The organism is Pseudofrancisella aestuarii (assembly GCF_003574475.2).
Lineage (GTDB): Bacteria > Pseudomonadota > Gammaproteobacteria > Francisellales > Francisellaceae > Francisella > Francisella aestuarii.
The window spans coordinates 62,218-88,813 of record NZ_QLIS02000002.1; the positions used below are offsets into that span (position 1 = coordinate 62,218).

Below are 26,596 nucleotides of genomic sequence, written 5' to 3' on the forward strand. Positions count from 1 at the left end.
ATTAATTCTTCATTAATCCAATATAAGGAAGTTCACGATACTTCTCGTCAAAGTCTAGTCCATATCCAACGATAAATTTATCCTCTATCTCAAAGCAAATATAGTCTAAATCAACTTCTCTCTCTAGCCTTGCAGGTTTAAAAAGAAGAGTTGCGAACTTTAGAGATTTTGGTTCATATTTTTTTAAACCCTCCATGATTCTATGAAAGGTATGACCAGTATCTACAATGTCCTCGATGACTAATATATTCTTATTTTTAATATATTCTTCTTTTAGAGCATCAACAGTTGAGGCTACTTTACCTGAGCTTTTTGAACCAGATCCATAAGATGATGCCGTTATAAATTGTGTTCTTACATCTAGATCTAGTTTTCTTACAAGGTCTGCAAAGAACATGAAAGAACCTTTCAGAACACAAACAAGAGTGAGTTCTTGACCTTTGTAATCATTGTTTAACGTTTCAGCTAATTTAGAAACTTCTTTTTCAATAGCTTCAGCTGTAATATATACATCTGCTTTTGTAGAAGCACCCATTTTAAATTCTCCGTATTTTGTAAATTTTAGTGAAATAAATTTATTTAAAATAATCTTCTAAAAATAATATTTGCTCTCTAGAAGGACCGTATGCAACTGCTGATACAGGTATTTCTATGAAGTTTTCAATTATTCTCACAAACTTTCTAAAAGCATTAGGGGCATTTTCTTTTGTAACAGTTTCATCTAGAGTGAATGGGTCTAAATCTACATATATAGGTTCAACTTTATATAGATCTATTCCTGGATAGGCACAATATATTTCTTTGCCTTCATATTTATATCCGATACAAACTTTTAATTCATCCATGCCTGATAAAACATCTACTTTTGTTAAGGCAATAGAAGTTAAATTAGAACATTTTGCAGAATACTTAAGCAAAGGTAAGTCAAGCCAACCGCATCTACGAGTTCTTCCTGTAGTTACGCCAACTTCCCCGCCTTTTTTTTGCAGGAAGTCACCTGTATCATTAAAAAGCTCTGTTGGAAAAGGGCCTTCACCAACTCTAGTTGTATAAGCCTTAGCAATGCCTATAACATGCTTTATCTCTTTACCAGCTGTCGTAGCACCAGAGTAAACACCAGCAACTGATGTATTAGATGATGTTACAAAAGGATATGTACCGTAATCGACATCTAATAGTACACCTTGAGCACCTTCATAAACAATGCTTTTACCTTTTTGAGTCGCTAAGTCTATTAGAGAAAATGTATCAGCAGCAAAATCTTTTAACTCTTGTCCTAACTCATAAAGTCTTTCTACTTCTTCATCTAAAGAAGGGTAGTTTACTTTATAGAGGTCTTTGAATAATATTTCTTTTTCTTGAAGACTATTTGCTAGACGCGTTCTTAATAATTCTTTATCAAACAGGTGTTTGAATTTCAGTCCTTTTCTTGCAACTTTATCTTCGTATGCAGGACCTATTCCTTTACCTGTCGTACCTATCTTTTCTTTTCCATTACTTTCTCTTAAAGCATCTAAAATTTTATGATAAGAAGTTATTATTGAGCATGATTCAGAAACGAATAGATTTTCTTTAGTTATTTTAATACCACTATTTCTAATTCTGTTAATTTCTTCTTTAAGAGCTAGAGGATCAACCACTACACCATGTCCGATAACGCATTTGGTGTGTGGATGTAAAACTCCTGAAGGAATTAAGTGAAGAAAGGTTTTCTTTCCATTAACTACTAGAGTGTGTCCAGCATTATTACCACCTTGGTAACGTACAATGAAATCAGCTTTTTCTGCTAAAGTATCGGCTATTTTGCCTTTACCTTCATCACCCCATTGGGCGCCAACAATTACTATATTTGTCATATTTTAGCTTTTAGAGAAATATATGATTTAATGATATCTATATTAATATATTGATTAAGAAATCAAAAGTAATAAATCTTAGGTTATAGGTTTTTTGAGATTAAAATTGTTATAATTTAGCAGTAAATAATTTTTCTAATTAATTGTGTGATAGGAGTTTTCTAAAAAATGTCTAAAATTCAAAGAGTTTTGATATCTGTTTCAGATAAAACTGGTATTGTTGAGTTTGCTAAAGGTTTAACTATGTATGGAGTAGAAATTCTATCTACTGGAGGTACTTCAAAATCTTTAAAAGATGCGGGTATAAATGTTAAAGATGTTTCTGAACATACTAACTTTCCTGAAATAATGAATGGAAGAGTTAAAACCTTACACCCTCTGGTTCATGGTGGAATTTTAGCTGATAGAGATAATCCAGAGCATATCAAAGCTATGAGAGAAAATGGCATTAATGGAATAGATATGGTCGTAGTTAATTTATATCCATTTGTTAATACTGTTAAGTCAGGTGCAAGTTTTGCAGACTGTGTAGAAAATATTGATATTGGTGGACCATCAATGGTTCGTTCTTGTGCAAAAAATCATAAGCACACAACAATTGTTACAAACCCTAGACAATATGAAGAAGTGCTAAGGGAAATGGCAACGAATGAAGGTGCAACAACTCAGTATTTGCGTAAAAAGTTCGCATTAGAGGCATTTGCGCATACTGCAGAATATGACGCACATATTGCAGAATGGTTTAGTACACAAGTATGTGAAGAATATCCAGAGAAGCTTTTCTCAGTTGGAACTTTAAAACATATCCTAAGATATGGAGAAAACCCTCATCAAAAAGCTGCTATATATACTATTAACACATCAGAAGTTTGTGTGACTAATGCTAAGCAATTACAAGGTAAAGAGCTATCTTACAATAATATTAATGATGCAGATGGTGCATTTGAGATGGTTTGTGAATTCACAGAGCCATCTTGTGCGATTATCAAGCATGCGAATCCTTGTGGTATAGCCTCTGGTGAAAATGCTTTGGATGCTTGGGAAAAAGCTTTATCTAGTGATCCTGTATCAGCATTTGGTGGTATTGTGGCATTTAACTGTGAAGTAGATGAAGCATTTGCAGAATCATTAGGGAAAATGTTTTTAGAAGTGATAGTTGCTCCATCTTATACACAAAAAGCATTAGAAGTTTTAGCATCTAAGAAAAATTTAAGAGTGCTTGAAACAGGAGCTGTGTTTGATACAAAATCTAGTCGTATGATTAGTAAGAATGTTAATGGTGGCATATTATCTCAATCCTACGATAATGGCTCAGTGAAGAAAGAAGAGTGTAAAGTAGTTACAGATAGACAGCCAACAGCTGAGGAATGGGCTGATTTAATGTTTGCATGGAAAGCAGTTAAATACGTTAAATCTAATGCTATCGTATATGCTAGAGATACTCAGACAGTTGGAATTGGCGCTGGGCAAATGAGTCGAGTTGATTCTGCTAGAATTGGTGCAGAAAAAGCAAATGCTTTTGAAGGAGCAAAAGGTTCTGTAGTTGCATCAGATGCATTCTTTCCTTTTGCAGATGGTTTAGAAGAGTGTATAAAAGTTGGGGCTACTGCAGTTATCCAGCCAGGCGGATCTAAAAATGATCAGGAAGTTATCGATGCAGCAAATAAGGCTGGTATAACTATGGTCTTTACTGGAATGAGACATTTTAGACATTAATTTTTTATCTTATTTAATTTTATGATTTTTTTATAAAAAAAAGTTTCAATTCTAATCAATTTTCCAGAAGAATTCTTTATAATTAATGCCATTGATATATATAAAGATACTATCTCTAGGTGTATTATATTTATGACTATGAGATTAATTATTATTTGAAAAATAATAGAGAGTGAGAAATGATAATAACAAAAGAAATTGAATACCGTGGAGACGGAATAGCTTTAAGAGGATTTTACGCTTACCCAGAAAAACGAACTAATTTGCCAGCTATTTTGATAGCGCCATCGTGGGCAGGGAGAGATAAATTTGCTTGTGAGAAAGCTATATATATGGCTAAAAAAGGTTATGTAGGATTTGCTTTAGATTTCTATGGAGATGCAAAAGTTGGTGCTTCTAAAGAAGAGAATGCATCTTTATTGAATAGCTTATTAGCAGAGAAATATGCGCTAATGACAAGACTTAAAACTGCCTATACAACTGTTAGTAGAATGCATATGGTTGATAAGTCAAGTATAGCAGCCATTGGTTTTTGTTTTGGCGGTAGATGTGTATTAGATATGGCAAGATCTAATATGTTCCTAAAGGCTGTTGTAAGTTTTCATGGGAAACTAGAATCTAATATCTATAAAACTGAAGATATTGATACTAAAATACTAGTATTGCATGGCTATAATGACCCTATGGTAACACCAGAAGAGGTTAATAAATTCCAAGAAGAAATGAATCGTCGTAATGCTGATTGGCAACTTCATAGTTTTGGTAATACTATGCATGCATTTACTAATCCTGAGGCGAATGATCCTGAGTTTGGTACTGTTTATAACCAGTTGACAAATAAAAGAGCTTGGAAACTAGCAGAAGATTTTCTTAGAGAGTCCTTTATTCCTAGTTATTTTTAATAAGATATATAAAATCTCTGTATGCTATAAAGCATTTTTAGTATGTCTTATAGTGAGTATTTAGATAACGTTTTTAGATAAGATTAAAGAGCTATGGATATTAAAAGAAAAGCTATAATAGCTTTATTTATAGTTGCAATTTTTTGGGGTGTGACTTTTCCATTAGTTAAAATATCGCTTGAATATATTTCTCCAGGACTTTTTGTTACTTTAAGACTTTCTTTATCTTTTTTATTGCTATTGCCTATAGTTATTAAAACCAACTTTCAGCATAAATCATATTTATTAAAAGTTGGATTTATTTTTGGCTCTCTTGAGGGGATAAGTTTTTATTTTCAAACGAGAGGCTTATATACGGTTTCTTCAAGTGAGTCAGCTTTTTTAACTGCATTGAGTGTAGTAATGATACCTTTTATTGCGAGTTTCTTTAAAATAGATCGTTTAACAGTATATGGAGCTATAGCATCCATAATATCTTTAATTGGGATATATGCTTTATCAGGAGCTAATTTTGAAAACTTTACTATAGGATATTTATGGTCTGTGTTATGTGCCTTAGCTTATGCGGTATCTGTAGTTTATCTTAGCTATGAAACAAGAAGATCTGATAAAAGTGAAGTATTTAAAGATATGAAACTTTTAATAATATTCCAAGTAATGTTTGGTATTCCTTTACCTTTCATTTCAGATATTTCTTCTATGTATCTTGATTTGAACTATATATTAATATTAGCAATTCTATTTTGTTCAGTTAGTACTATTGTGTGTTATTACTTACAAAATACTTATCAAAAGTATTTAAGTATGTCTCAAGTTGCAGTTATTTTTTCTTTCGAGCCAATATTTGCAACAATTTTTGGTAGGATTATAAATCATGAGGCTATATATTTATCCACAATTATTGGTGGAGTGCTAATATTGTCCAGTTATTTTATTATAGATATTGGAAATAAAAGAAGAATTAAGGCTTAGATCTTAAATATACTTTTACTATTAGTGAAATAATAGTATTGATACTATAAACTAATTATTGCTAATAATAATTTAGACTTTATATGACTGATTCAAATAAATTAACAATAAAGCAAAAAGTCTTCGCGATCTTCCAGCAAAGTAAAATGTTTATAATGTTTGTGTTGGGATATTCATCAGGATTGCCTTTGATGTTAACAGCATCATCATTGTTCTTATGGTATAAAGATAACGGCATAGAAATAAAAGATATTGGCTTTCTAAGTCTTATAGCTATACCTTATGGCTTTAAGTATTTATGGGCGCCTATTCTAGATAAAGTTACTATCAAGGGATTTACTAGAAGAAAAGGCTGGATACTTTTAACACAGGTATTAATCATATTATCAATCATACTTATGAGCCAGTTTTCACCTGATAAGTCTCCTTTATTAATTGCATTTATAGGTTTTGCGATTTGTTTTTTTTCGGCAACACAAGATATAGCTATAAACGCATACCAAACAGAAGTTTTAAATGAGAAAGAAAGAGCTCTAGGGGCCGCTGTAGCAGTTCTGGGATATAGAATAGGGATGCTTGTTACTGGAGCGCTAGTTTTGATAATAGTGCAGAAGCTAGATAATAATTGGAATCTTGGTTTGCTAACTATAGTCCCATTTTTTATGATAGCTCCTGTAGTTACGCTATTTATTAAAGAAAGTGAAATTGAAGTAAGGCCAAAAACTTTTAATGAAGCTTTTACATTACCCTTTATCGAATTTTTTCAAAGAAAAGGTGCTTTAACTGCAGTAGTGATCTTAGGTATATTAATAGTTTATAAGCTTGCAGATGCTATGGCATTCTCTTTAAATACCGTGTTCTTTGCTGATCTAGGATTTGATAAGATTACTATAGCAGTATCATATAAAACAGTATCTTTAGTTTTTACAATATTGGGTTTACTTTTTGGAGGTCTCGTAGCTAAAAAAATAGGAGTGTTTAGAAGCTTCTTATCTTTTAGTTTTATAATGGCATTTGCTAATTTAAGTTATGTATTGTTGGCATTTGCTGGTAAAAACTATACTTTGATGGTTGTTTCAGTTGCAGTAGAGTATTTTTGTGGTGCAATGGGTACAGCTATATTGGTGGCTATGATTATGAGCTTAGTAAATGTTAGCTTTTCAGCAACTCAGTTTGCTATATTAAGTTCTATAGACTCTTTAGGAAGAGTATTTGTTGGACCAGTAGCTGGAGATGTACAGCAATCCTATGGTTGGGCTAATTTGTTTTTATTTAGCTTTATGGTAGGAATAGTTACATCAATAGTAATCTATCTCTTTAGAAGAAGAATAAAAGAAATGGCAAATCTTGACTAGTTTTTATCTTTTTTAAATAAAGATAAAGACATAAAAAATAAGAAGCTAAGCCAAGGAATTAGTAGTATTCCCATTATTATATTTTTAACAATAGGAGTTAAATGTATGTTTGGGAATATATTTGCAATTAACAATATTACAAATATGAAAAGGACACCTGAAATAAAAGACCAAAGTGTACCTTTTTTAATCTTATCTACGGACACTATTAACTAGCAAGTTGATTTGAAACGAAATCCCAGTTAACAATTCCCCATAAGCTTTCTACATACTTAGGTCTAGCATTACGATAATCTATGTAGTAAGCATGTTCCCAAACATCAAAAGTAAGTAAAGGAGTTTTGTTATCAGTTATTGGGCAGCCAGCATTACTAGTTGTCACAATTTCTAATTTACCTTCAGAGTTTTTAACTAACCAAGCCCATCCAGAACCAAAAGTTGCAACAGCAGCAGCAGCAAACTCTTCTTTAAACTTATCTACAGATCCCCAAACTTCTATTAAAGCAGCTTTTAACTGACTTGATAGTTCAGTTTTCTTTGGAGTTAAACAATTCCAGTAGAAAGTATGATTATAAACTTGTGCAGCATTGTTAAAAAGCCCACCTGAAGAAGATCTGATGATATCTTCTAGTCTTTGACCTTCAAATTCTGAGCCAGCTACTAGTTTGTTCAAGTTTGTAACATATGTTTGATGATGCTTTCCGTAGTGATATTCAATAGTTTCTTTTGATATAACCGGAGCTAATGCATCTTCTGCATAAGGTAGTTTAGGTAATTCAAATGACATATGATTTCTCCTTTTTAATTTTAAACTTTTAGTATGCTTTACTTTAATAATTATACCACTCTAGTATAATATGCTATCATCTTGTCGTAGTAAACCGTTAAATTTGTAAAAAAAGCTGATAAAAGGAAGGAGTTATGTACACACCTGAAGAACAAGCTGTTGTAGATAGAATAGAAAAACAAATAAAAGAAAATAGCATAATTTTATATATGAAGGGTACGCCTAATATGCCTCAGTGCGGGTTTTCGGCACATGCGGCGGCTGCTGTTAGAGCTTGCGGAAAGCCTTTTGCATTTGTAAATATCTTAGAGAACCCTGATATTAGAGCTATCTTACCAAAGTATGCTAATTGGCCAACATTTCCTCAGTTATGGGTTAAAGGCGAGTTAGTAGGTGGTTGTGATATTATCATGGAAATGAAAGAGTCAGGAGAACTGCAAGAATTAATTGATAAAGTTTAATTTTATTTTCTAAAAGCTATCTCAAATACTTTCTTTTGATTTATAAAAGCATTATTTTCAATAATATAATCTCTTTATATGAAAATGTATGTTTAAAGATTTAAAATCAAAGCAAAGTTTTACTATTGCCGCTATAACTTTTTGGAGCCAATTCGCTAGTTATAGTTTTAGTGCAATACTTATCTTATATTTGACAAAATCAACTTTAGATTATGGGCTTGGTTTTTCTGAAGATCAAGCATACTCATTTCAAGGAGTGAGTAAGGCTATGGTTTACGCCATAATTATGATCGGTGGATTTATGGCTGATAAATATTTGGGTCTTAGAAGATCAATTTTAATCGGGAGTATTCTATTAGCTTTTAGTTTTCTTGTTGTATTTATAAGTGGTTTTTTTGTTCAGTATGGCAATAAAGTATTTATATATGCTTATGCAAGTATTCCAGCATGCTCATCTTTACTTATGGGTACCTCTTCCGCAATGGTTTCTAAAATATATAGAGAAGATAGGGTGTTGGCAAAAGGAGCGATGACTCTTTATTATATGTCGATTAATCTGGGGAGTTTATTGGCATTTGTTGTAGCTCCATTATTAATAGATTATAAGTATGGACCACTAGCTGTTTTAGGAATAGTTTTTATTGGAAAGTTATTAGCTTCTCTTAATTTTGCTTGGAGATATAAAATCTATGATAATGTGGTTGATAATATAGATAAGCAATCAATTTCTCAGAAATCTAAGTTGATAGTATTTAGTTATTTGCTTTTTATTTATTTGTTTACAATAGTTTGTTACCAATATCCAGACCAAGCAAATGTAATATTGGGGATGGTAAGTGTATTATGTTTAGTTTTATTTTTATTTAGATCATTATTCTTCTTGGAAGGAGCTGCTCAAATCAAACAAATAATAGGACTTTGCTTGATAGTTGTCGCTGTAGTTTTCTTTGTTATATATAATCAAATGGAATCTACATTAATTATGACAGCTCAAAATAACTCAGATCTGAAGCTCTTAGGATTGAGTGTTAATCCAGCTAATTATCAATTAATAAATCCAGTAATTATAATATTTGGAGGTATGCTGTTAATTAGAATTTATCCGATGCTACCAAGGTTCTATATTCCTTATCAGTTTGCGACAGGTACTGCATTAGCAGCACTAGGTTTATTTATGGTGTATTTTGGATTTTTAAATGCTCACAACGGTATTATTAGTGGAAATTACATAGCATTAACGTATCTATTTATATCTATTTCAGAGCTTTTTGTAAGCGCTATTGGTTTAAGTATGATTGGTATTTATTGTGATCCTAAAATGATGGGTTTTGCGATGGGTGCTTGGTATATTTCAGCATCTCTTTCAAACTCTATTACGGGTTTAGTTAATCAGCTAGTAGCATTACCAGAAAAAGGAGTTTCTATATTAGAAAGCGCTTATATTTATAAGGAATATTTTTATACTGCTGGTTTAGTTACATTAGTTATAAGCATGTTTGTATTTGTTTTAGCCATAGTAATTATTAAATTTATGAAAATAAAAAACATAGAGTTTGTGTAATCTCAAGCTATTGATAAAAATATAGTTATTGTTTAAGATTGATAATCCTGATTTTATGTTCTACTTATAAAGGAGTTTAAATCTTGTGTAGTATTTACGAGTTTATGCATTCGTCAAACTATATAACGATGTCTGCGGGACTTATCTTGCTATTCGCTATAGTGTCACAATATTTATCATGGAGATTAAAGCTTCCTTCAATTTTATTCCTTATTCTAAGTGGTATTTTATTAGGCCCAATATCAGAGGTTATACTATCTGATGGATTTAGATTAGTTGATGGTAATATAATTTTTGGAAAAGCGCTGCCACCTTTTGTTTCTATATGTGTAGCTATCATACTTTTTGAGGGAAGTTTATCTCTGAACTTCCAAAAAATAAAGCATGTTAGTAGAGTTGTATTTCTTTTGATTACTCTAGGGATAGGTTTGACTGTGGTTTTGACAGCACTGTTCTGTTATAAGCTATTAGGGTTATCTATGGAAATGTCTTTATTAGTAGCTAGTATAACGTGTGTTAGTGGACCAACAGTTGTTCCACCGCTTATGAGAACTATTCGCCCAAGAAAGCATGTTGCAAGTATCCTACACTGGGAGTCAATTATAGTAGATCCAATAGGTGCTTTAATAGTTGTATTTATAATGTCATGGCTTTTTGCATCAGCAAATATTATTGGTGATTTCATTGGGTATATTGTTTGGGCTTGTACATTAGGTTTGTTCTCTGGATTAGCATTTGGGTACTTTATTGGAGTGAGCTTTAGAAAGCATTATATTCCAGAATACTTGAAAAGCTTTTTTGTGTTAGCAGTTACTATAGTAAGTTTTATTATAACAGATGCTGTTATACATGGAGCAGGTCTTCTAACTGTTACAGTTGCTGGTTTAGTAATGGCGAATATGAAAGATCTCAAAATGTCGGATATAGTATCTTTCAAAGAAAACTTAAGTGTCGTGCTCATATCAGTTCTGTTTATAGTTTTAGGTGCTGACATTAACTTTAGTATGATAAAAGACTACTGGGCTGATGTATTACTACTGTTTTTATTCTTGCAGTTTATTTTAAGACCAATCGTAGTCTTTATATGTACAATTCGTTCAAATACTACATGGAAAGAAAGAATAGTTTTAGGGATGGTATATCCTAGAGGTATCGTTGCTGCCTCGGTTGCTGCTTTAGTTGCTATGAAAATAATAAAAGTAGCGCCTGAAGAAGTTGATGCGGCAAATACTTTAGTATTTTTCGTTTTCATGATTATTGTTTTAACGGTTGTTTTTGAAAGCTTATTCGTACCATTTCTTTCTCGTGCTTTAAAAGTTTCTGAACCTGAAGGAAAAGGTTTCTTAATAATAGGTGGGAATAAGTTTGCTAGAGAGCTTGCGGAAATATTTTCTAAACTTGATATTGAACTAACTATTACTGATTCATCTTGGGCGAATGTACAGAAATGTCGCCAGTTAGGATTAAATACTTATTATGGAAGTCCAGTGTCTTTACATGCTGACTGGAATATTAATTTGGTTGGTATAGGCTCGATGTTGGGGCTTTCAACAAGTGAATATGTTAATGCAGTTTCGGCTGTGAAATATGTTCATGAATTTGGTGCTAGTAATATTTTCGTATTAAGGACACCTCAAAAAGAAAGCTATAAAGGAATAGGAGCTATTGAGACTAATATAGCAAATTTACTTTTTGAAGAAGGTATTGATTATAACTATCTTCTTGAAAGACTAAATAATGGTGCAAGGATTAAGAGTACAAACATTACTGAGAATTATACGCTTGATAATTTCCTTTCAGATAATCGAAATTCAGTACCGTTATTTATAGTTGATGAAAATGGATATGTCCAACCTTTTGTGAAAAACAGAAAAATAAAACCTGTGAGTTTTAGTTTAATTTCTTTAAGTGATAACTAAAGGAGAAAGCCTTTATGTCAAACATCAGAGAATTTTGTGGTATTGCTCCAGATATTAGTGAAACAGCTTATATTGATCAATCTGCTGTAGTTATTGGTAAAGTAGTTATTGGAGAAGATGCTTCTGTCTGGCCACAAGTGAGTGTGAGAGGAGATCTTTTAAAAATCACTATAGGTAAAGGAACTAATATACAAGATTGTAGTACATTACACACTACAGAATATCCTAGAAATTCAGGTGAAGGTTTTGCATTAAGCATTGGTGAAAATGTGACTATTGGTCACGGAGTGGTTTTGCATGGATGTGAGATAAAAGACAATTCTTTGATTGGAATGGGTGCTATAGTTCTTGATGGAGCTGTTGTTGAAAAAGAAGTTCTCGTTGGAGCAGGTAGTTTAGTACCTCCAGGAAAAGTTTTGGAGTCAGGATATATGTATTTAGGCTCTCCAGTAAAGAAAATAAGATTATTAACACAAGAAGAAAAAGAAGATATATTAGCTAATGCAAAGAATTATGTTTCTACAAAAAATAAATATAAAGCTTAATTTTTTTATAGTTCTAGTAACTTTATTGTTAACCGCATGCGCGACAGTTAAAAGTGATTCAATACCTGTTGAAGAAACATCTCAATCATTTAATAAGGTGACATTAAAAGATCAGCTAGATAATTTGTCAAAATGGCAGGCTAGTGGAGTTATAGGTATTCGATATGATAATAAAGCAGATTCTGCTAATTTCATATGGAATCAAGATGGAAATGATTATCATCTAAAAATATATGGACCTCTTGGTATGGGTGCAATAAGTGTTATAGGAGATGGTAAATCTGTATCATTAGTTGATAGTAAGGGAGATGTAACAAAATCTAAAGATATTAGCTCTCTTTTAGCAGAAAAATTTGGTTGGTATATTCCTATGGAGGGTCTTAAATATTGGATAAAAGGAACATATGTTTCAAGAGAAACTAAAGAGGTAGGTTACTCTAAGTTGGGATTGGTTGACAATTTAAAACAGTCAGGTTGGGAGATAACTTATAAAAACTATATGTTAATTAATAAAAAAGTTCCCCTACCAACAAAAATAGTTTTATCTAGAGATGATTTGACTTTAAAAATAGTGATTAAGTCGTGGCAAGTATGAGAGGTAGGGAATATTTATCATTTGCCAAAATAAATCTCTTTTTACATGTTTTAGATAAAAGAGATGATGGATATCATAATCTTCAAACATGGTTTCAATTTATTGATTTAAAAGATAGGTTGTATTTTGAATTTAATAACTCAAATTTAATAACTATAAAAAGCAATAAGACAATAAGTTCTGAGAAAGATAATTTAGTTTATAAAGCAATAAGGCTATTTCAAGAGACGTATGCTATATCGGCTATAGGTTTAGATGTGTTTATTGAAAAGAATATTCCAATGGGAGCTGGATTGGGTGGCGGTAGCTCAAATGCTGCTGTAACACTTATGGCAATGAGAGATAAATATAGACCAGATATTTCAAATGCGGATATGCTTGATTTAGGTAAAAAGTTAGGTGCAGATGTTCCTATTTTTTTATTTGGGAAGTCAGCATGGGCTGAGGGTATTGGTGAGAAGCTATTTTCAAAAAACTATAAAGAACAATATGCCCTATTAATAAAGCCAGATATTCATATAAGTACAAAAGAGTTTTTTAATAGCCAGTATTTGGTAAAACATGAGAGCCTAATATCTAGGGAGTTAGACTTGGATAGAAGAGTTATGAAAAATGATTTTGAGGTAGTCTTTTTAAAAATGTTTCCAGAATTTAAAAATAGGCTTTCAGTAGCAGAAGCACAATTTTATATGACTGGTACAGGTTCTTGTTTTTATGTGTTATCTGATAATAAATATCAGCTTGAAAAAGTTGCTACAAAAATAGATAAAGACCTTGACAAATGGCTTGTTAAGACATTAAACTATGTCTACTGACTTTTTCACAAGTCATGTTCATTGTTGGGCTATCGCCAAGCGGTAAGGCAACGGGTTTTGATCCCGTCATCCCCAGGTTCGAATCCTGGTAGCCCAGCCATAAAAAATAATCAAAAAATCACTTTTAACTAAAAGTTTTGAATGCTTTTATATATACTGAATTAAAAATAGATTTAAAGATTTTTGCTTTGGTTTCCATAAATAAACAAATTGGCTGCATATTCCTTATATTAGGAACTTCTTTAGGTGGTGGAATTTTAGCCATCCCTATGCTGCTTTCTTATTTTGGGACAATACCAGGTATTATAATAATGTTTCTTGTATGGCTTTTAATGACATACTCAACCTTGGCTATAGCAGAAGCATGTATGCATTTTGAAAGGGGGATCAGTTTTTTAGGATTGGCTCATAAGACTTTTGGGAAGTTTGGAATTGTTTTAGTATATATATGTTCTTTTGGAATATTATATGGGATGTTAACTGCATATATAGCAGCTATAGGACAAACATATTCTAATATTTTTAACTTTAGTGTTTTATTTTCTCAAATACTTTTCATAATACTTTTTGGCTTTTTCATCCTTAAGGGTACAACTCATGCTGAGTGGCTTAATAGAATATTTCTTTCTATAAAGCTAATTATTATCATTTTTGTACTCGCATTACTTATTTCTCAAGCTAAGTTAGATAATTTAGGTGATTATGAATTATCTAATATTAAAGAGCTTTTTATAGTGATTCCAGTGCTTGCTACTACATTTTCCGCACATGTAATAATTCCAACCATTAGAAATTATGTAGGAGACTATCCTAAAGAATTAAGAAGAATAATTTTAATAGCTTCATTTATCATATTGGCGATATATAGTCTTTGGGTTGTTGCCATATTTGGTAATATTTCGATAAATGAAGGTGATAAAAGCTTTAAGTTCTTTTTAGAAAAAGATTCTATGATGAGTGTTTCAGAGTTTCTAAATATATTAAAAGTGAATCTGGGAAATGGTCTAGTGACTAAGGCATTGTTTGCATTTATAGCAATATCAGTGACTACAGCTTTTATTACACTATCTCTTTCATTAAGAGATCTTATCTTAGATAAATCTAATATTGAGAAATTAAAACCAGTTGTGAAGAATATTTTATTAATTGGGTTACTATTTGGTATACCTATAGTGATAGATTACTGTTTTAATAAAATATTTATAATGGCGTTATCCATAGTTGGTTTATTGGCTTTAATAATGCTTGTTGCTTGCCCATTAAATATGGTGAGAATTCTTAGAAAAAGTGGGCTGAAACTAAAATATAAAATAATGGAAAATAAGTTTATAAACGGTCTCGCACTTGCTGTTTCCTTAATAATTATTTTTCTTCAGCTTTTAGATTATTTATTATAACTATTTTGTAGCTTAAGATATTAACCTAATGGCAAAAGCCTGTTAGAATTATCACCTATACGTGAGAATTTAAGATATAAACATGACAAACGGTTTAATAAATGTAGCTATATTCTTAATTAGTACGATTTTTAGTTTATATGCTTTTATTGTACTATTGAGATTCTTTTTACAGTGGGTAAAAGCAGATTTTTATAATCCTGTTTCTCAAATGATTATGAAAGCCACGAATGTTGTTGTTATGCCCTTAAGAAGAGTGGTGCCAGGATTTTTTCACTTAGACTGGTCGTGTATAGTAGTCGTTTATTTTATCTTTTTAATAGAAAACCTATTAGTAGGTTTGTTAAAGGGATATGGTTTAGACCTTTTATTTATTTTTGTTAAACCTCTTTTAGATATGCCATTCGCTATAATAAATATGTTTGTTTATCTAATAGTTATAAGAGCTATAGCTAGTTGGTTCATTCATGGTGGATACAATCCTATCTTTGTGGCAATTTTTCAAATTACAGAGCCACTTTTATCTAGAGTTAGAAGATTTATAAAACCTACTGCAGCAGGATTTGATTTTTCACCGATAGTAGTTTTAATCGTATTATTCTGTGTACAAATATTCTTACAGAGTGTAATTGCAGAGATATTTTAGTGAGCTTCCTTTTGTCAGTTTATATACAGTCAAATTCTTCTAAGAGCGAGATATGTGGCGAGCATGATGGAGCTTTAAAAATTAAAATTGCATCTCCAGCTGTAGATGGTAAGGCAAATAAAGAGTTAATTAACTTTTTAGCAAAGTATTTGAAGCTTAAAAAAAATTTGATAAATATAAAAAGAGGTGAAACTTCTAGGCATAAAATTTTAGAAATATTTTCAGATAAAGAAGATATTGATTCTAAAATAAAACAATATTTAATCTCTTTCTAAGATCATTTTATAAGCACTATCTCCATTTTCATAATAATTGGATATAGTTTTAGAAATAACAAAATTATTCTTTTGATATAGTCTAATAGCTCCAAGGTTATTTGTATTAACTTCTAGGTAAATATTTTTAGTAGTTAGTTTAAACAAATGATTTAACAATGATTGAGCTATTCCTTTGCCTTGATGTGAAGTACTCACAGCAAGCGAGTAAATTCTTATTTGTTTTTTATACTCAAAACAAAGTATATATCCAGCTACACTATCGTTACTGACAGCAGTGAAAAAGAGTTTCTGCTTTTTTATATTATAAGTCATTTGCCTTCTAGATATTTTATCGCTATTAAATAGAGAGTTTTCTATTTCAATTAGATCATCTAGATGGTTCAAATTAGCATTAGATATTAATATATTATTAGCTTGCATAAGGTAGTTTCTTAAAATTCATTCTATTTAAGAATTCAAGCATGATAGTACTATATAAAGCATCACCTATATATGCATCTTCATATCCAGCATCTAAAGAAGGGTTATCATTTATTTCTATAATCATAGGTTTGCCATTTACAACTTTTATATCAACTCCATATAAACCTGTACCTACAAGCTTGGTTGCTTTTAAAGCTGCTTTCATAATAGATTTATCCACTTGATGAGTTGCATAAGCATCAGCACCACCAGCCGTGACAGTATTTTTCTTATAGTTTACAATCTGCCAATGGTTTTTAGCCATGTAGTATTTACATGCATATAGCGGTTTACCATTTAAAATACCTATACGCCAATCAAATTCAGTGAAGTAATATTTTTGAGCTATTATTATTGCAGAATCAGCTAACATCTCTTTTAAGATAACTTCTAATTCTTTAAAAGACTTTGCTTTTTTAACGCCTTTTGAGAAAGAGCCATCTGGGATTTTTAGAACTATTGGAAAACCTAATTCATTAACTATCTCTTCGAGCTCAGCTTTTTTAATATCTTTAAATATAAGCTTAGATTCAGGGGCTAGTATTTTATGTTTAGTCATTAAGTTGTGTAAGTAAACTTTATTTGTGCATCTAGTAATAGACTTCGTGTCATCGATTACTACTAAATTATTATCTTCCGCTTTTTTTGCAAAAGCATAACTATAATGATTAATCGCAGTGGTTGTTCTAATGAACAGAGCATCATATTCAGGAACTTTCATATAATCATCTTTAGTGATTAGGTCAACATGAATGCCTAGATCATTAGCTGCTTTTACAAATTTAGAAATTGCTTTTTTATTACTAGGAGGTATTTTTTCAGAAGGGTCATGTAAGATCGCTAAATCATATAAGAAACTCTTCTTAACTTTTTTCTTTCTCCAAACTTTACTACTGAAAGCGTTTAGTGATTCTGCAAATACAGTTTGTTCTTCATCAGATAATGTACTAATTTTACCCAGTGTGATATTGCTGATTTGCCAGATATCAGCACTTTTAGTAATAGTTAGAACTAAGATAGGTGCACTATAGTATTCAAAAACTTTTTTTGCTAACTTTTCAAAACCGTTTATAGATGGAACACCAAAAAATACTTTTATATTTATGATATTTTCATCTTTATACATCTTATTTAATTGTTGTTGATTTAGCCTTATGCCTGAAGACAATAAGGCAACATGATCAAAATACTTTAAGCTATTAAGTGTAGTAATATCAGGCAGAACACTATCTTTATTTGCTTCACCTAACAAAGATGCATAATAACCTTCTTCTAGATACTCCATCTTCTCAGATAGGTTTATTATGTAATTTTCATTTTTTGAAGTTTGTTGAAGATAATTTGAAATAGTTATTACATTATCGCTTGGATAATAAGGTGACCAGATATCTTTATGATCGATTAAAATTTTAAGTGTTTTCACATAATTCCTTAGGTTAAAGTGTCGTAAAAACGAAAGTATTATCCTCCGTTTTTATTTTTTTTCAATAGGTATTTTTAAAAGAATATTTCTATTCTATTTATATCTGAATTTTAGAATAAATTTTGCTCTAAGAATAGAAATATTATAGATAAATTTTATGAATGAGACCGTACATAATTAACTAATATTTGTATTATCGTTTGCTTCTTTCTTAATAATCACGCTACACTTTTCTTATAACTTTATATAAGCTTATAAAATAGCATCGTTTCTTAAGTTACAGTTTTTTGCTTTTAGAAAATACTATAAGTAAATATATAGTAAAAAAACTTTATATTTGTTTTATTATCCTAATTTCATTCCTTTTGTCTAGCTGTTCTCCAGAACAAAAGATAGAAGCCTTCAAATATCAAGGAACTATTCTTTTGGGTGGAGTAGTTAGCTCATTACCAAAGATAAAAGATCAAAATATAGAGTTTGTTTTCCATACAGATAAGTATGGAGATTTCTTATTAAAAGCAGATAAAAGCTTAAGTCATTATTTGATTCCTGCAAATGAATTAAAAGTGGAAGTTAAGCTCTATAAAAATTATGAGAGTGAAAATGTAGAAGCATTTAGTTATTCAGAATATTTAAAAAATAAAAATATTGTAGCAGAAGGAAAGGTGGTTGCGGATACGGAAATTAAGTTTAAGGGTATTTCATTTAGATATTTACCTGAGCGAATAAGATATGAAATAAAGAGTCGAATAGATAATGATTTGCAAAACTATGATGTTAAATCTTTAGCAATAGCTTTACTAATAGGAGATAAGGGTTTTTCAGATTTTTATAAAAATCTTTTTCAGCAGACTGGAACATCTCACTTAATGGTGATTTCAGGGTTACATGTAGGGCTTTTAGCTTTGATAGGTTTTATATTAGCTAGAGTTTTATGGTCGTTATCTCCTAGTTTATGTAGAAAAGTTCCGGCTCAATATATAGGGGTTGTATTTTCTCTTATAGTAGCCTTGTTTTACAGTCTATTGGCTGGATTTAGTGTACCTACACAGCGAGCAATGTTAATGCTCCTAATATTTGGATTGTTTTGGCTTTTTGCTAAGAGAGTTACTTTAGTGAGAATATTAATTATTTCATTTTTTATAATTCTGTTATTAGATTACAAATCTATATACAGTGTAAGTATGTGGTTAAGCTTTTGTGCTGTAGCTTTTTTAATATTTATATCAATAGTCTTACAACAGTATGAGGGTAAATATAAGCTTTCGATATTAGCACAAGTTTATTTATCGATATTTTTAATACCAATAACGGTTTATTATTTTGCAGGCTTTTCAATTGTTTCGATCATCGCTAATATCATTGCTATTCCATTAGTCAGTTTTGTGATAGTTCCACTACTTTTGTTTAGTCTACTATTATCGTTTATAGGCATAAAGGTATGGTTTTTAGCTGTAATGTTTTTACAGCTTTTAGTTTCTTTTCTAGAATTGTTGGTTGGAAAATTTAGTTTTATTAGTTATTGGGGATATTTTTCATTTACCTCTTTGATAGTTGTTATCTTTGGATTGGTTTTAGTTGTTTTACCTTTATCAAATTCATTTAGGCTATTAGGATTAGCGATGTGTTTAGTGTTTTTTCAGAACACTGAGAATGTTTCACAGCAATATAGTGATTTTAGACTACATATCTTTGATACTCAAAACCAACTTATTTTAGTCCAAGATAAAGGGGTTGATGTGTTATATACAAATGAAGCAAATCTTGAAGATGCTTATACTTTGAATAACGTATTAAAACCATATTTAAGATTAAATGGTATAGATAAATTAGATTATGTGGTTGTTGATGATGTTACTAAAAATATAGATATTAAAGAATTAGACAATATTAGTTTAGTAAGAAATATAATTGCTAATACCATAAATGATAGTTTCAAAGATAGATTTATAAAGTGTGATTATGATAATAGTTTACATATAGATAAAGACACTTTTTATTTGTTAGAAAGCGAAGGGTATTGTTATTTGAATATTCATAGTCAGCATAAAGATTTTCTTTTGGTTCCTAGTAGTAAGCTGAAAAATCAAAGAAAGACTTTTAGTCTATATAATCATTTTATTAAGGCAGATTTGATAGTTTCGCCAGTAGATTTGTATTATAAGTTCTTTGATAAGTTAAAACCAAAATACTTTATTTATAGTTCTTCAAACCTTTTTGATAAAGATAAACTAAAGTCACTTAGTGACAAAAATATTGGGGTTATAGATATTAATAGTAATGGCGCAATAAATATTATTATAGATAATAAAGGGTATGTACAAATAAAAAGCTTGTTAAAAAACTATTAGAGAAGTGATAAGATAAATTCACTAGTACTAAGTATTATTTTAAATGATGTTAGAAAAAATTAAAATTTTTTACTACGGAATGGTTTCTATAGTTCTGCTTTTGATTAATACAGCTATTGTTGCTGTTCCTATAGTTTCATTATCTTTGTTGAAATTATTGATTCCTATAAAAAGCTTACAGTTTTTCTTAGGAACGATGTTGGAGTTTTTTGCACGGATATGGGTGAGTCTTAATATTTTTGCTGTAAAGCTAATTTCTTCGACAGAGATAATATTTGAGCAGGATGAAAAATTAAAAAAAGATGGATCTTATCTTGTGATATGTAACCATAAAAGTTGGTTAGATACTTTACTTTTACAATTAGTTTTTCATAAAAAGATAGCATTTCCGAAGTTTTTCATGAAATACCAAATGATTTATGTACCATTTATTGGATTAGCTTGTTGGGCTTTGGATTTTCCTGTTATGAGAAGGTATTCAAAAGAATACCTTGAGAAGAATCCTGAAAAGAAAGGGCAGGATATTCGTCGCACTAAAGAGTATTGTGAGAAGATGCCAAAAAGACCAACAACAATAATAAATTTTGTTGAGGGTACTAGATATACTCTTCAGAAAGCTAAGAAAAGCAATTATAAGAATTTATTAAATCCTAAAGCTGGAGGTATAGCTGTTATTTTAGAGGCTTTGTCAGGTAGGCTAGATGGTATTCTAAATACAATTATTATTTATGAATCTTCTAAAGAAACCTTATGGAGATTTATGACTAGGCAAACAAAGAGAATAAGAATAAAAATGGAATTTATTCCTTTACCAAAAATTCCTTTAAAAGATTATTTTGGTAATCAACAAGATAAAGAAGAATTCCAGCAGTGGCTAAATAAGCTTTGGCAAAAAAATGATGATTATATTACTGTGGCAACAGAAAAAATAAATTATGATAGATAAAGATAGATTTAATAAATTCGATTTTGGATGGCTTATAGTCAGTTTTGGTATGGCTATTGGGGCTGGTATTGTTTTAACTCCTGTAAGCATTGGTGTAGTCGGATTTACAGTATTTGCGTTATCTATTTTGATTGCTTATCCAGGAATTTATCTCTTCCAAAAATTATATATTCAAACGCTTTTTGCATCGAGTGAACCTAGAGTTTATAAAGAGGTTATAAATGAACTTCTGGGGCCTAAATGGGGAGTTTTCTTAGGAATATTATATTTCTTAATGATGCTAACATGGACAGTAATATATGCTGAAGTAGTGGCTAAATCATTAGCTTCTTACTTATATGAGTTTGGACTTATATCAACTCTTCATATTGACCAAAATATAATCTTTAGTGCTATATTAATGATAGCTCTGATTTTTATAGGTATAAAAAGTCAGAGATTGCTTGTTAGGGTTTCAACATTCTTGGTTTTTATCTTAGTTATTTCTATTGTTTTAGTATCAATATCACTAGTACCTTTATGGAAAATTAGTAATTTAACATCCTTGCCTGATACAGGTGGAGATTTTATTGCAAAAACTATAATTATGTTGCCATTTTCATTAACATCTATTTTATTTATACAATCGCTAAGCCCAATGGTTATAGGCTATAGACTTCATCATCATAATGAAACTAAAGAAATAGTTATGGCAAAGGCTCTTAGAACAATGAAGATAGCTTTTATGTTGCTTGTAATAATTATAGGAGCATATATATTTTCATTTTCTTTAGTTATTCCACATGATATTGCAGTTAAAGCTTCACAAAGTAATCAGTCAGCATTTCTGTTGTTGGAGAAACAGGGGCATTCAAATATGGTTCTTCATATATGTGGAGTCATAATAAGTATTTGTGCAATTTTAACTTCATTTTTAAGTATTTTAGGCGGAATGGCTGAATCATTGAAAGGTATTTTAAAAATAGGTTTTAATAAGGTTGGTCTGGAAAGTCAAACTAACTCTAAGTTTATGGACGTTACAGTACTTGTAGCAATATTTTTAATCACTTGGTTATCTATAGTTTTTCAAGCACCTGTGTATAAATTAGTGCCTTTATCGGGCCCTATTTTTGGTATTTTAGGGTGCTTAATTCCAGCATATATAGTTTTTAAAACACCAAGTCTTAAAGAGTATAGAACAAAGAGTATCTATTTTATAATCTTTGTTGGTATCGTTTTAACTATATCTCCTTTATTAACCTCAGCACTATCTTAGAAAAAATATATCTTGAAAAAAAATCCTTTGCCCTTAGTTATATAGATATAAGTCTTAAGGACTTTATTTTATAAGGGGAAGATAAGTAATGGATATAAATAAGTTTACAACTAAGTTTCAGGAAGCTTTAGCAGAAGGGCAGTCTTACGCATTTCAGCAGAAAGCAACAGAGTTTGGGTCTATACATGTACTAAAAGCTTTGCTGGATCAAAATGATAGTGTTGCAAAAGCTATATTAAGTGTTTGTGGCGTAAGTCTTTCTAAATTTGAGCAAGCAGTAAATGAAGCTGTTGAAAATGTTGCTGTATTGGGGAGTGAGAGTTCTCAGCAAATTCAACCATCAAGAGACTTGGTCTTAGATTTACAGAAAATGATGAGTCTTGCAAAAGAAAATGGAGATGATTTTGTATCAAGTGAATTATTTTTGCAGGTTTCAGTTGAGGATAAAAGTCTAACTAACTTATATAATAAATTTAGTCTTACAAAAGAAAAAGTTACAAAAGCGGTAAGCGATTATCGTGGGGGAGAGAAAGTGAGTAGTCAAAATCAAGAAGATGTCAAAGGTGCTTTAGATAAATATACAGTTGATTTAACAGAGCTAGCAAGGAAAGGAAAAATAGATCCTATTATTGGTAGAGATAGTGAAATCCGTAGAACTATACAGGTATTACAGAGAAGAACAAAGAATAACCCTGTACTAATAGGTGAGCCAGGTGTTGGTAAAACTGCAATAGTTGAGGGATTAGCACAAAGAATAGTTAATAATGAGGTTCCTGAAGGAGTTAAAGGTAAAAAAGTATTATCTTTAGATATGGGTGCATTATTAGCAGGTGCTAAATTTAGAGGGGACTTTGAAGAGCGATTAAAAGCTGTATTAAAAGAATTATCTAAGCAGGAAGGTAATGTAATTCTATTTATAGATGAGTTACATACTATGGTTGGGGCTGGTAAAGCAGAAGGCTCTATGGATGCTGGGAATATGCTTAAACCAGCACTAGCTAGAGGTGAGTTAAAGTGTGTTGGTGCAACAACTCTAGATGAGTATCGTGAATATGTAGAAAAAGATCCAGCATTAGAAAGAAGATTTCAGAAGGTTTTAGTAGATGAGCCAACTGTGGAAGATACTATAGCTATATTAAGAGGTCTTAAGGAAAGATATGAGTTACATCATGGTGTAAATATTACTGATTCAGCAATAGTTGCTGCAGCTACGCTATCTCACAGATATGTAACAGATAGACAGCTACCAGATAAAGCTATCGATTTAGTTGATGAAGCGGCTAGCCAAATCCGTATGGAAATAGATTCAAAACCAGAAAAGATGGAGCAGCTGTATAGAAGAATTATTCAGCTTAAAATGCAAAGAGAACAACTTAAAAAAGAAAAAGATGAAGCTACCCAAAAAAGGCTAGAGATTTTAGAGGAAGAAATAAAAGGCCTGGAGTCTGAATATAAGGGATTTGAGGAGCTTTGGAAAGCTGAAAAGCTTAAGATGCAAGGTACGAGTGAGCTAAAAGAAAAACTTGAAAAAGCTAAGTTTGAACTTGAGAAATATCAAAGAGCTGGTGATTTAAGTAAAATGGCTGAATTGCAGTATGGGAAGATACCTGAGTTAGAAGCCCAAATTAAACAAATAGAAGCTACTGAAGCAGAACCTTCTGAAAATAAATTAGTCAGAACATCTGTTACAGAAAGTGAAATTGCTGATGTTGTATCTAAAGCTACGGGAATCCCTGTATCAAAAATGATGGAAGGAGAGAAAGAAAAACTTCTACACATGGAAGAATTTTTACATAAAAGAGTGATAGGACAAAATCAAGCGATTAAAGCTGTATCAAATGCTGTTAGAAGATCAAGATCTGGCTTATCAGACCCTAATAGACCTATCGGTTCATTTATGTTTTTAGGGCCAACAGGTGTTGGTAAAACTGAGTTAACTAAAGCTTTGGCAGAATTCTTGTTTGATGATGAGAATGCAATGCTTAGGGTAGATATGTCAGAGTTTATGGAGAAGCATTCTGTAGCTAGGCTTATAGGAGCTCCTCCGGGGTACGTTGGTTATGAGCAAGGCGGTTATTTGACGGAACATGTTAGAAGAAAACCATATTCAGTAATACTACTTGATGAGGTAGAAAAGGCTCATGCTGATGTGTTTAATATCTTGCTCCAAGTGTTAGATGATGGTCGTTTGACAGATGGTCAAGGTAGAACAGTAGACTTTAAAAATACTGTGATAGTTATGACATCAAATCTTGGTTCTCATAGAATACAAGAAATGCAAGGTGAGGATTACGACAAAGTTAAATCAGCTGTTATGGAAATGGTATTAACACACTTTAGACCAGAGTTTGTGAATAGAATTGATGATGCTATTGTGTTTGAACCATTAAATAAAGAAATGATAGCTCAGATAGCTAAGATTCAGATTAAGCGTTTAGAGAAACGTTTAAAAGACTTAGAAATAGGGCTAGAAGTTACTCCAGAAGCTATGGATAAATTAGCAGAAGCTGGTTTTGATCCTGTATTTGGGGCAAGACCACTGAAAAGAGCTATACAGACTAACTTAGAAAACCCATTAGCTTTAAAACTTTTAGATGGAGAGTTTAAAGCTGGGGAGAGGATCATAGTTAGTGTTGATGAAAATAAAAATATAACTTTTTCTAAATAATTTATAATCTTTAAAATTTCTTAATCTTTATTTTTTTATAAAATCAATAAGCCTTTATAGTATATAATCATAACTAAATAAATGTCTTTTTATTACTAATAGGAGTAGGTTGTGAAAAAAATATTATTTACTATTATAGTTATTACTTTACCAATGGTTAGTTTTTCAGGACCAGTATCTGTAACAGATCAAATTACCAATAATGGCGTTGTACAGAGCAATATTGATAAGAATACCGTAAATAATGCTTATTCTATTTATAAAAAATGGAGAAGTAGTCAAGAGCAGAGTGAAGATCCTGATGCTCCTCAATTCGATGATGAAGATGAACAAAGATCTTAATAAATTTATTTTTTTATATTCAAATTTGCAGCTTTTATAAATTGAGTCCAGTCATATGGAAGTAGGTTATGACCTCCAGATCTGATGTGATAACTTACTATGCCTATTTTAGGATCATCAACTTTTGGTTGCTCAGCTGGTAAAGTAACCTTTTCTCCAAATAAAGCATAAACTGGAGTAGTTGCTTTAGCAGATAGGAACTCTCCTTTTGGATCTGCCCATTGGTCATCATTTGCACTAGCGACATATAGAGGTCTAGGAGCTATTAAAGATAATAACATATGCTGATCAAGTGGTAGGGCTTGAGGGTTGCTGTTATACTTTTTAAAATTATCTGAGAACCAATGAGGGAACTCAGTATTTATAGAATATGTGGTTTCTCCGTATTCTCTTTTTGTTAAGCTAGCTCCACCCATTCCAGAATCAACAGATATAACCATAGCAAAGTTTTGATCTAAAGCTCCTGCCCATAAAGCAGCTTTCCCTAGTCTAGAAAAGCCATATACAAGTATCTCTTTCTGATTAACAAGTGGCTCATCTTTTAAAGCTTTTGAAATTTCTATAAGTCCCCATGACCATAGGCTGATAGCAGAATATTGTTTTGGATCTTTAATGCTAGAGGATACATTGTCATAAACTTTATCGGGGCTGTCAGGTGCGACATCTCCATAATATGCTGTTACAAAACCATAACCGTTATCTATAATATCTCCTAAGCTATATCTATAAGCCCTTGTACCTCTAGATTTTTCTGTGAATTTATCATCAACAACTGCTCCAGCAAGATCATCAGGCTTTTGACAAATGCTAGAGTTAGCCCAGTTAGGATTTATTAGTACTTTAGAATCTTTTGTGATGCTTTGGTTTCCACAAAAGTTATACCCTAAAAATACAGGATAGTTTTCTTTACCTTCTTTAGGAAAGTACATTAATAAATATATTTTTGTTTTTCCTATTGTGACTTCAGCTTGTTGTTCAATAGCTTTTCCATTTAAAGCATTATCATCTTTTTGAGTAACCTTATAACTTATTGAAACATTATCGTTTGGTAGATTGCCATAAACGTTATCTTTAAAAAGTTGGATTATTTCTAAACGCCGTTGTTGCCATTTTTTAATATCAGTAACTTTCTCTCCATTCTCCATAGTTAGAGGATCTATTAGTTTATATTCAGGAACTTTACTTTCATCATAATTTATATCTCCAATCGCATATAAATTATTAAAGCAGAATAAACTAGTTAAGATTAGGAAATATGTTTTTGTACGATTAAGCATAGCTATTTGAATATAGTAAGTACTGACTTAAAGTATATTTAGGTTAGTGAAGGTCTTCAAGCAAAAG

General features: G+C 31.1%; 24 protein-coding genes and 1 tRNA gene. 19 read left to right on the forward strand and 6 right to left on the reverse strand.

What is annotated here, in order from left to right; all coding sequences use genetic code 11:
- Position 1 precedes the first annotated feature (1 nt).
- Both hpt and DNK87_RS04290 read right to left on the reverse strand, forming a co-directional pair.
- Positions 2-535, reverse strand: a complete 534-nt coding sequence (gene hpt, locus DNK87_RS04285; RefSeq protein ID WP_119329681.1) for a hypoxanthine phosphoribosyltransferase — start codon at positions 533-535, stop codon at positions 2-4.
- 40 nt (positions 536-575) lie between these two features.
- Positions 576-1,856 carry an adenylosuccinate synthase gene (locus DNK87_RS04290; RefSeq protein WP_119329682.1) on the reverse strand — a complete coding sequence of 427 codons (1,281 nt, stop codon included), beginning with the start codon at positions 1,854-1,856 and terminating at the stop codon, positions 576-578.
- A 168-nt stretch (positions 1,857-2,024) separates the two neighbouring features.
- Between DNK87_RS04290 and purH the strand changes: the two genes are divergently transcribed.
- The 4 genes from purH (at position 2,025) to DNK87_RS04310 (ending at position 6,801) form a co-directional block, all read left to right on the forward strand.
- The gene (gene purH / locus DNK87_RS04295) at positions 2,025-3,572 is read left to right on the forward strand and encodes a bifunctional phosphoribosylaminoimidazolecarboxamide formyltransferase/IMP cyclohydrolase (protein ID WP_119329683.1); all 1,548 of its coding nucleotides are present in this window, start codon (positions 2,025-2,027) and stop codon (positions 3,570-3,572) included.
- A 179-nt stretch (positions 3,573-3,751) separates the two neighbouring features.
- Positions 3,752-4,474, forward strand: coding sequence for a dienelactone hydrolase family protein (locus tag DNK87_RS04300; protein WP_119329684.1), 723 nt, complete (start codon positions 3,752-3,754; stop codon positions 4,472-4,474).
- 93 nt (positions 4,475-4,567) lie between these two features.
- Positions 4,568-5,446: a DMT family transporter gene (locus tag DNK87_RS04305; protein ID WP_119329685.1), complete on the forward strand. Its 879-nt coding sequence runs from the start codon at positions 4,568-4,570 to the stop codon at positions 5,444-5,446.
- A gap of 83 nt (positions 5,447-5,529) precedes the next feature.
- A complete protein-coding gene (locus DNK87_RS04310; protein ID WP_244614613.1) occupies positions 5,530-6,801 on the forward strand; it encodes an AmpG family muropeptide MFS transporter in 1,272 nt (423 codons plus the stop codon).
- A 208-nt stretch (positions 6,802-7,009) separates the two neighbouring features.
- Here the strand turns inward: DNK87_RS04310 and DNK87_RS04315 are convergent, their stop codons facing one another.
- On the reverse strand, positions 7,010-7,588 hold the full coding sequence (locus DNK87_RS04315; protein WP_119329686.1) for a superoxide dismutase: 579 nt from the start codon (positions 7,586-7,588) through the stop codon (positions 7,010-7,012).
- 134 nt (positions 7,589-7,722) lie between these two features.
- On the opposite strand from DNK87_RS04315, the gene grxD reads away from it, so the two are divergent.
- The 10 genes from grxD to DNK87_RS04365 all read left to right on the forward strand — a co-directional run bounded on the left by grxD (position 7,723) and on the right by DNK87_RS04365 (position 15,802).
- A complete protein-coding gene (gene grxD, locus DNK87_RS04320) occupies positions 7,723-8,049 on the forward strand; it encodes a Grx4 family monothiol glutaredoxin (RefSeq protein WP_119329687.1) in 327 nt (108 codons plus the stop codon).
- Between the two features lie 88 nt (positions 8,050-8,137).
- Entirely contained in the window at positions 8,138-9,610 is a 1,473-nt protein-coding gene (locus DNK87_RS04325; RefSeq protein ID WP_119329688.1) for a peptide MFS transporter, read from the forward strand.
- A gap of 104 nt (positions 9,611-9,714) precedes the next feature.
- On the forward strand, positions 9,715-11,529 hold the full coding sequence (locus DNK87_RS04330) for a cation:proton antiporter (RefSeq protein ID WP_119329689.1): 1,815 nt from the start codon (positions 9,715-9,717) through the stop codon (positions 11,527-11,529).
- Between the two features lie 14 nt (positions 11,530-11,543).
- A complete protein-coding gene (locus DNK87_RS04335) occupies positions 11,544-12,074 on the forward strand; it encodes a gamma carbonic anhydrase family protein (protein ID WP_071663303.1) in 531 nt (176 codons plus the stop codon).
- Entirely contained in the window at positions 12,031-12,669 is a 639-nt protein-coding gene (lolB, locus tag DNK87_RS04340; protein ID WP_119329690.1) for a lipoprotein insertase outer membrane protein LolB, read from the forward strand. Before DNK87_RS04335 ends, lolB begins: the two co-directional genes overlap by 44 nt.
- Positions 12,657-13,484 carry a 4-(cytidine 5'-diphospho)-2-C-methyl-D-erythritol kinase gene (gene ispE / locus DNK87_RS04345; protein WP_119329691.1) on the forward strand — a complete coding sequence of 276 codons (828 nt, stop codon included), beginning with the start codon at positions 12,657-12,659 and terminating at the stop codon, positions 13,482-13,484. Before lolB ends, ispE begins: the two co-directional genes overlap by 13 nt.
- A 25-nt stretch (positions 13,485-13,509) precedes the next feature.
- Positions 13,510-13,584 (forward strand) — tRNA-Gln (locus tag DNK87_RS04350).
- An 88-nt stretch (positions 13,585-13,672) separates the two neighbouring features.
- Positions 13,673-14,881: an amino acid permease gene (locus DNK87_RS04355; protein WP_119330128.1), complete on the forward strand. Its 1,209-nt coding sequence runs from the start codon at positions 13,673-13,675 to the stop codon at positions 14,879-14,881.
- Positions 14,882-14,963: 82 nt separating this feature from the next.
- The gene (locus tag DNK87_RS04360; protein ID WP_071663298.1) at positions 14,964-15,527 is read left to right on the forward strand and encodes a YggT family protein; all 564 of its coding nucleotides are present in this window, start codon (positions 14,964-14,966) and stop codon (positions 15,525-15,527) included.
- A gap of 11 nt (positions 15,528-15,538) precedes the next feature.
- Positions 15,539-15,802: a DUF167 domain-containing protein gene (locus DNK87_RS04365; RefSeq protein ID WP_211360947.1), complete on the forward strand. Its 264-nt coding sequence runs from the start codon at positions 15,539-15,541 to the stop codon at positions 15,800-15,802.
- Here the strand turns inward: DNK87_RS04365 and DNK87_RS04370 are convergent.
- Positions 15,788-16,225, reverse strand: coding sequence for a GNAT family N-acetyltransferase (locus DNK87_RS04370; RefSeq protein ID WP_119329693.1), 438 nt, complete (start codon positions 16,223-16,225; stop codon positions 15,788-15,790). The two genes, DNK87_RS04365 and DNK87_RS04370, sit on opposite strands and share 15 nt — an antisense overlap.
- Positions 16,215-17,690 carry a RimK family protein gene (locus tag DNK87_RS04375; protein ID WP_119329694.1) on the reverse strand — a complete coding sequence of 492 codons (1,476 nt, stop codon included), beginning with the start codon at positions 17,688-17,690 and terminating at the stop codon, positions 16,215-16,217. The genes DNK87_RS04370 and DNK87_RS04375 overlap by 11 nt, the downstream gene beginning before the upstream one ends.
- A 287-nt stretch (positions 17,691-17,977) precedes the next feature.
- On the opposite strand from DNK87_RS04375, the gene DNK87_RS04380 reads away from it, so the two are divergent.
- The 5 genes from DNK87_RS04380 (at position 17,978) to DNK87_RS04400 (ending at position 25,252) form a co-directional block, all read left to right on the forward strand.
- Positions 17,978-20,041 (forward strand): ComEC/Rec2 family competence protein, encoded by a 2,064-nt coding sequence (locus DNK87_RS04380; RefSeq protein ID WP_280177129.1) that lies wholly within the window; start codon positions 17,978-17,980, stop codon positions 20,039-20,041.
- 46 nt (positions 20,042-20,087) lie between these two features.
- On the forward strand, positions 20,088-20,987 hold the full coding sequence (locus DNK87_RS04385; RefSeq protein WP_119330130.1) for an acyltransferase: 900 nt from the start codon (positions 20,088-20,090) through the stop codon (positions 20,985-20,987).
- Positions 20,977-22,242: an amino acid permease gene (locus DNK87_RS04390; protein WP_119329695.1), complete on the forward strand. Its 1,266-nt coding sequence runs from the start codon at positions 20,977-20,979 to the stop codon at positions 22,240-22,242. Before DNK87_RS04385 ends, DNK87_RS04390 begins: the two co-directional genes overlap by 11 nt.
- An 88-nt stretch (positions 22,243-22,330) precedes the next feature.
- Positions 22,331-24,910: an ATP-dependent chaperone ClpB gene (gene clpB, locus DNK87_RS04395; RefSeq protein WP_119329696.1), complete on the forward strand. Its 2,580-nt coding sequence runs from the start codon at positions 22,331-22,333 to the stop codon at positions 24,908-24,910.
- Between the two features lie 111 nt (positions 24,911-25,021).
- Positions 25,022-25,252 carry a hypothetical protein gene (locus DNK87_RS04400; protein WP_119329697.1) on the forward strand — a complete coding sequence of 77 codons (231 nt, stop codon included), beginning with the start codon at positions 25,022-25,024 and terminating at the stop codon, positions 25,250-25,252.
- A gap of 5 nt (positions 25,253-25,257) precedes the next feature.
- On the opposite strand, the gene DNK87_RS04405 is transcribed toward DNK87_RS04400, so the two are convergent.
- Entirely contained in the window at positions 25,258-26,529 is a 1,272-nt protein-coding gene (locus tag DNK87_RS04405; protein WP_119329698.1) for a glucuronyl esterase domain-containing protein, read from the reverse strand.
- Between the last annotated feature and the right edge of the window lie 67 nt (positions 26,530-26,596).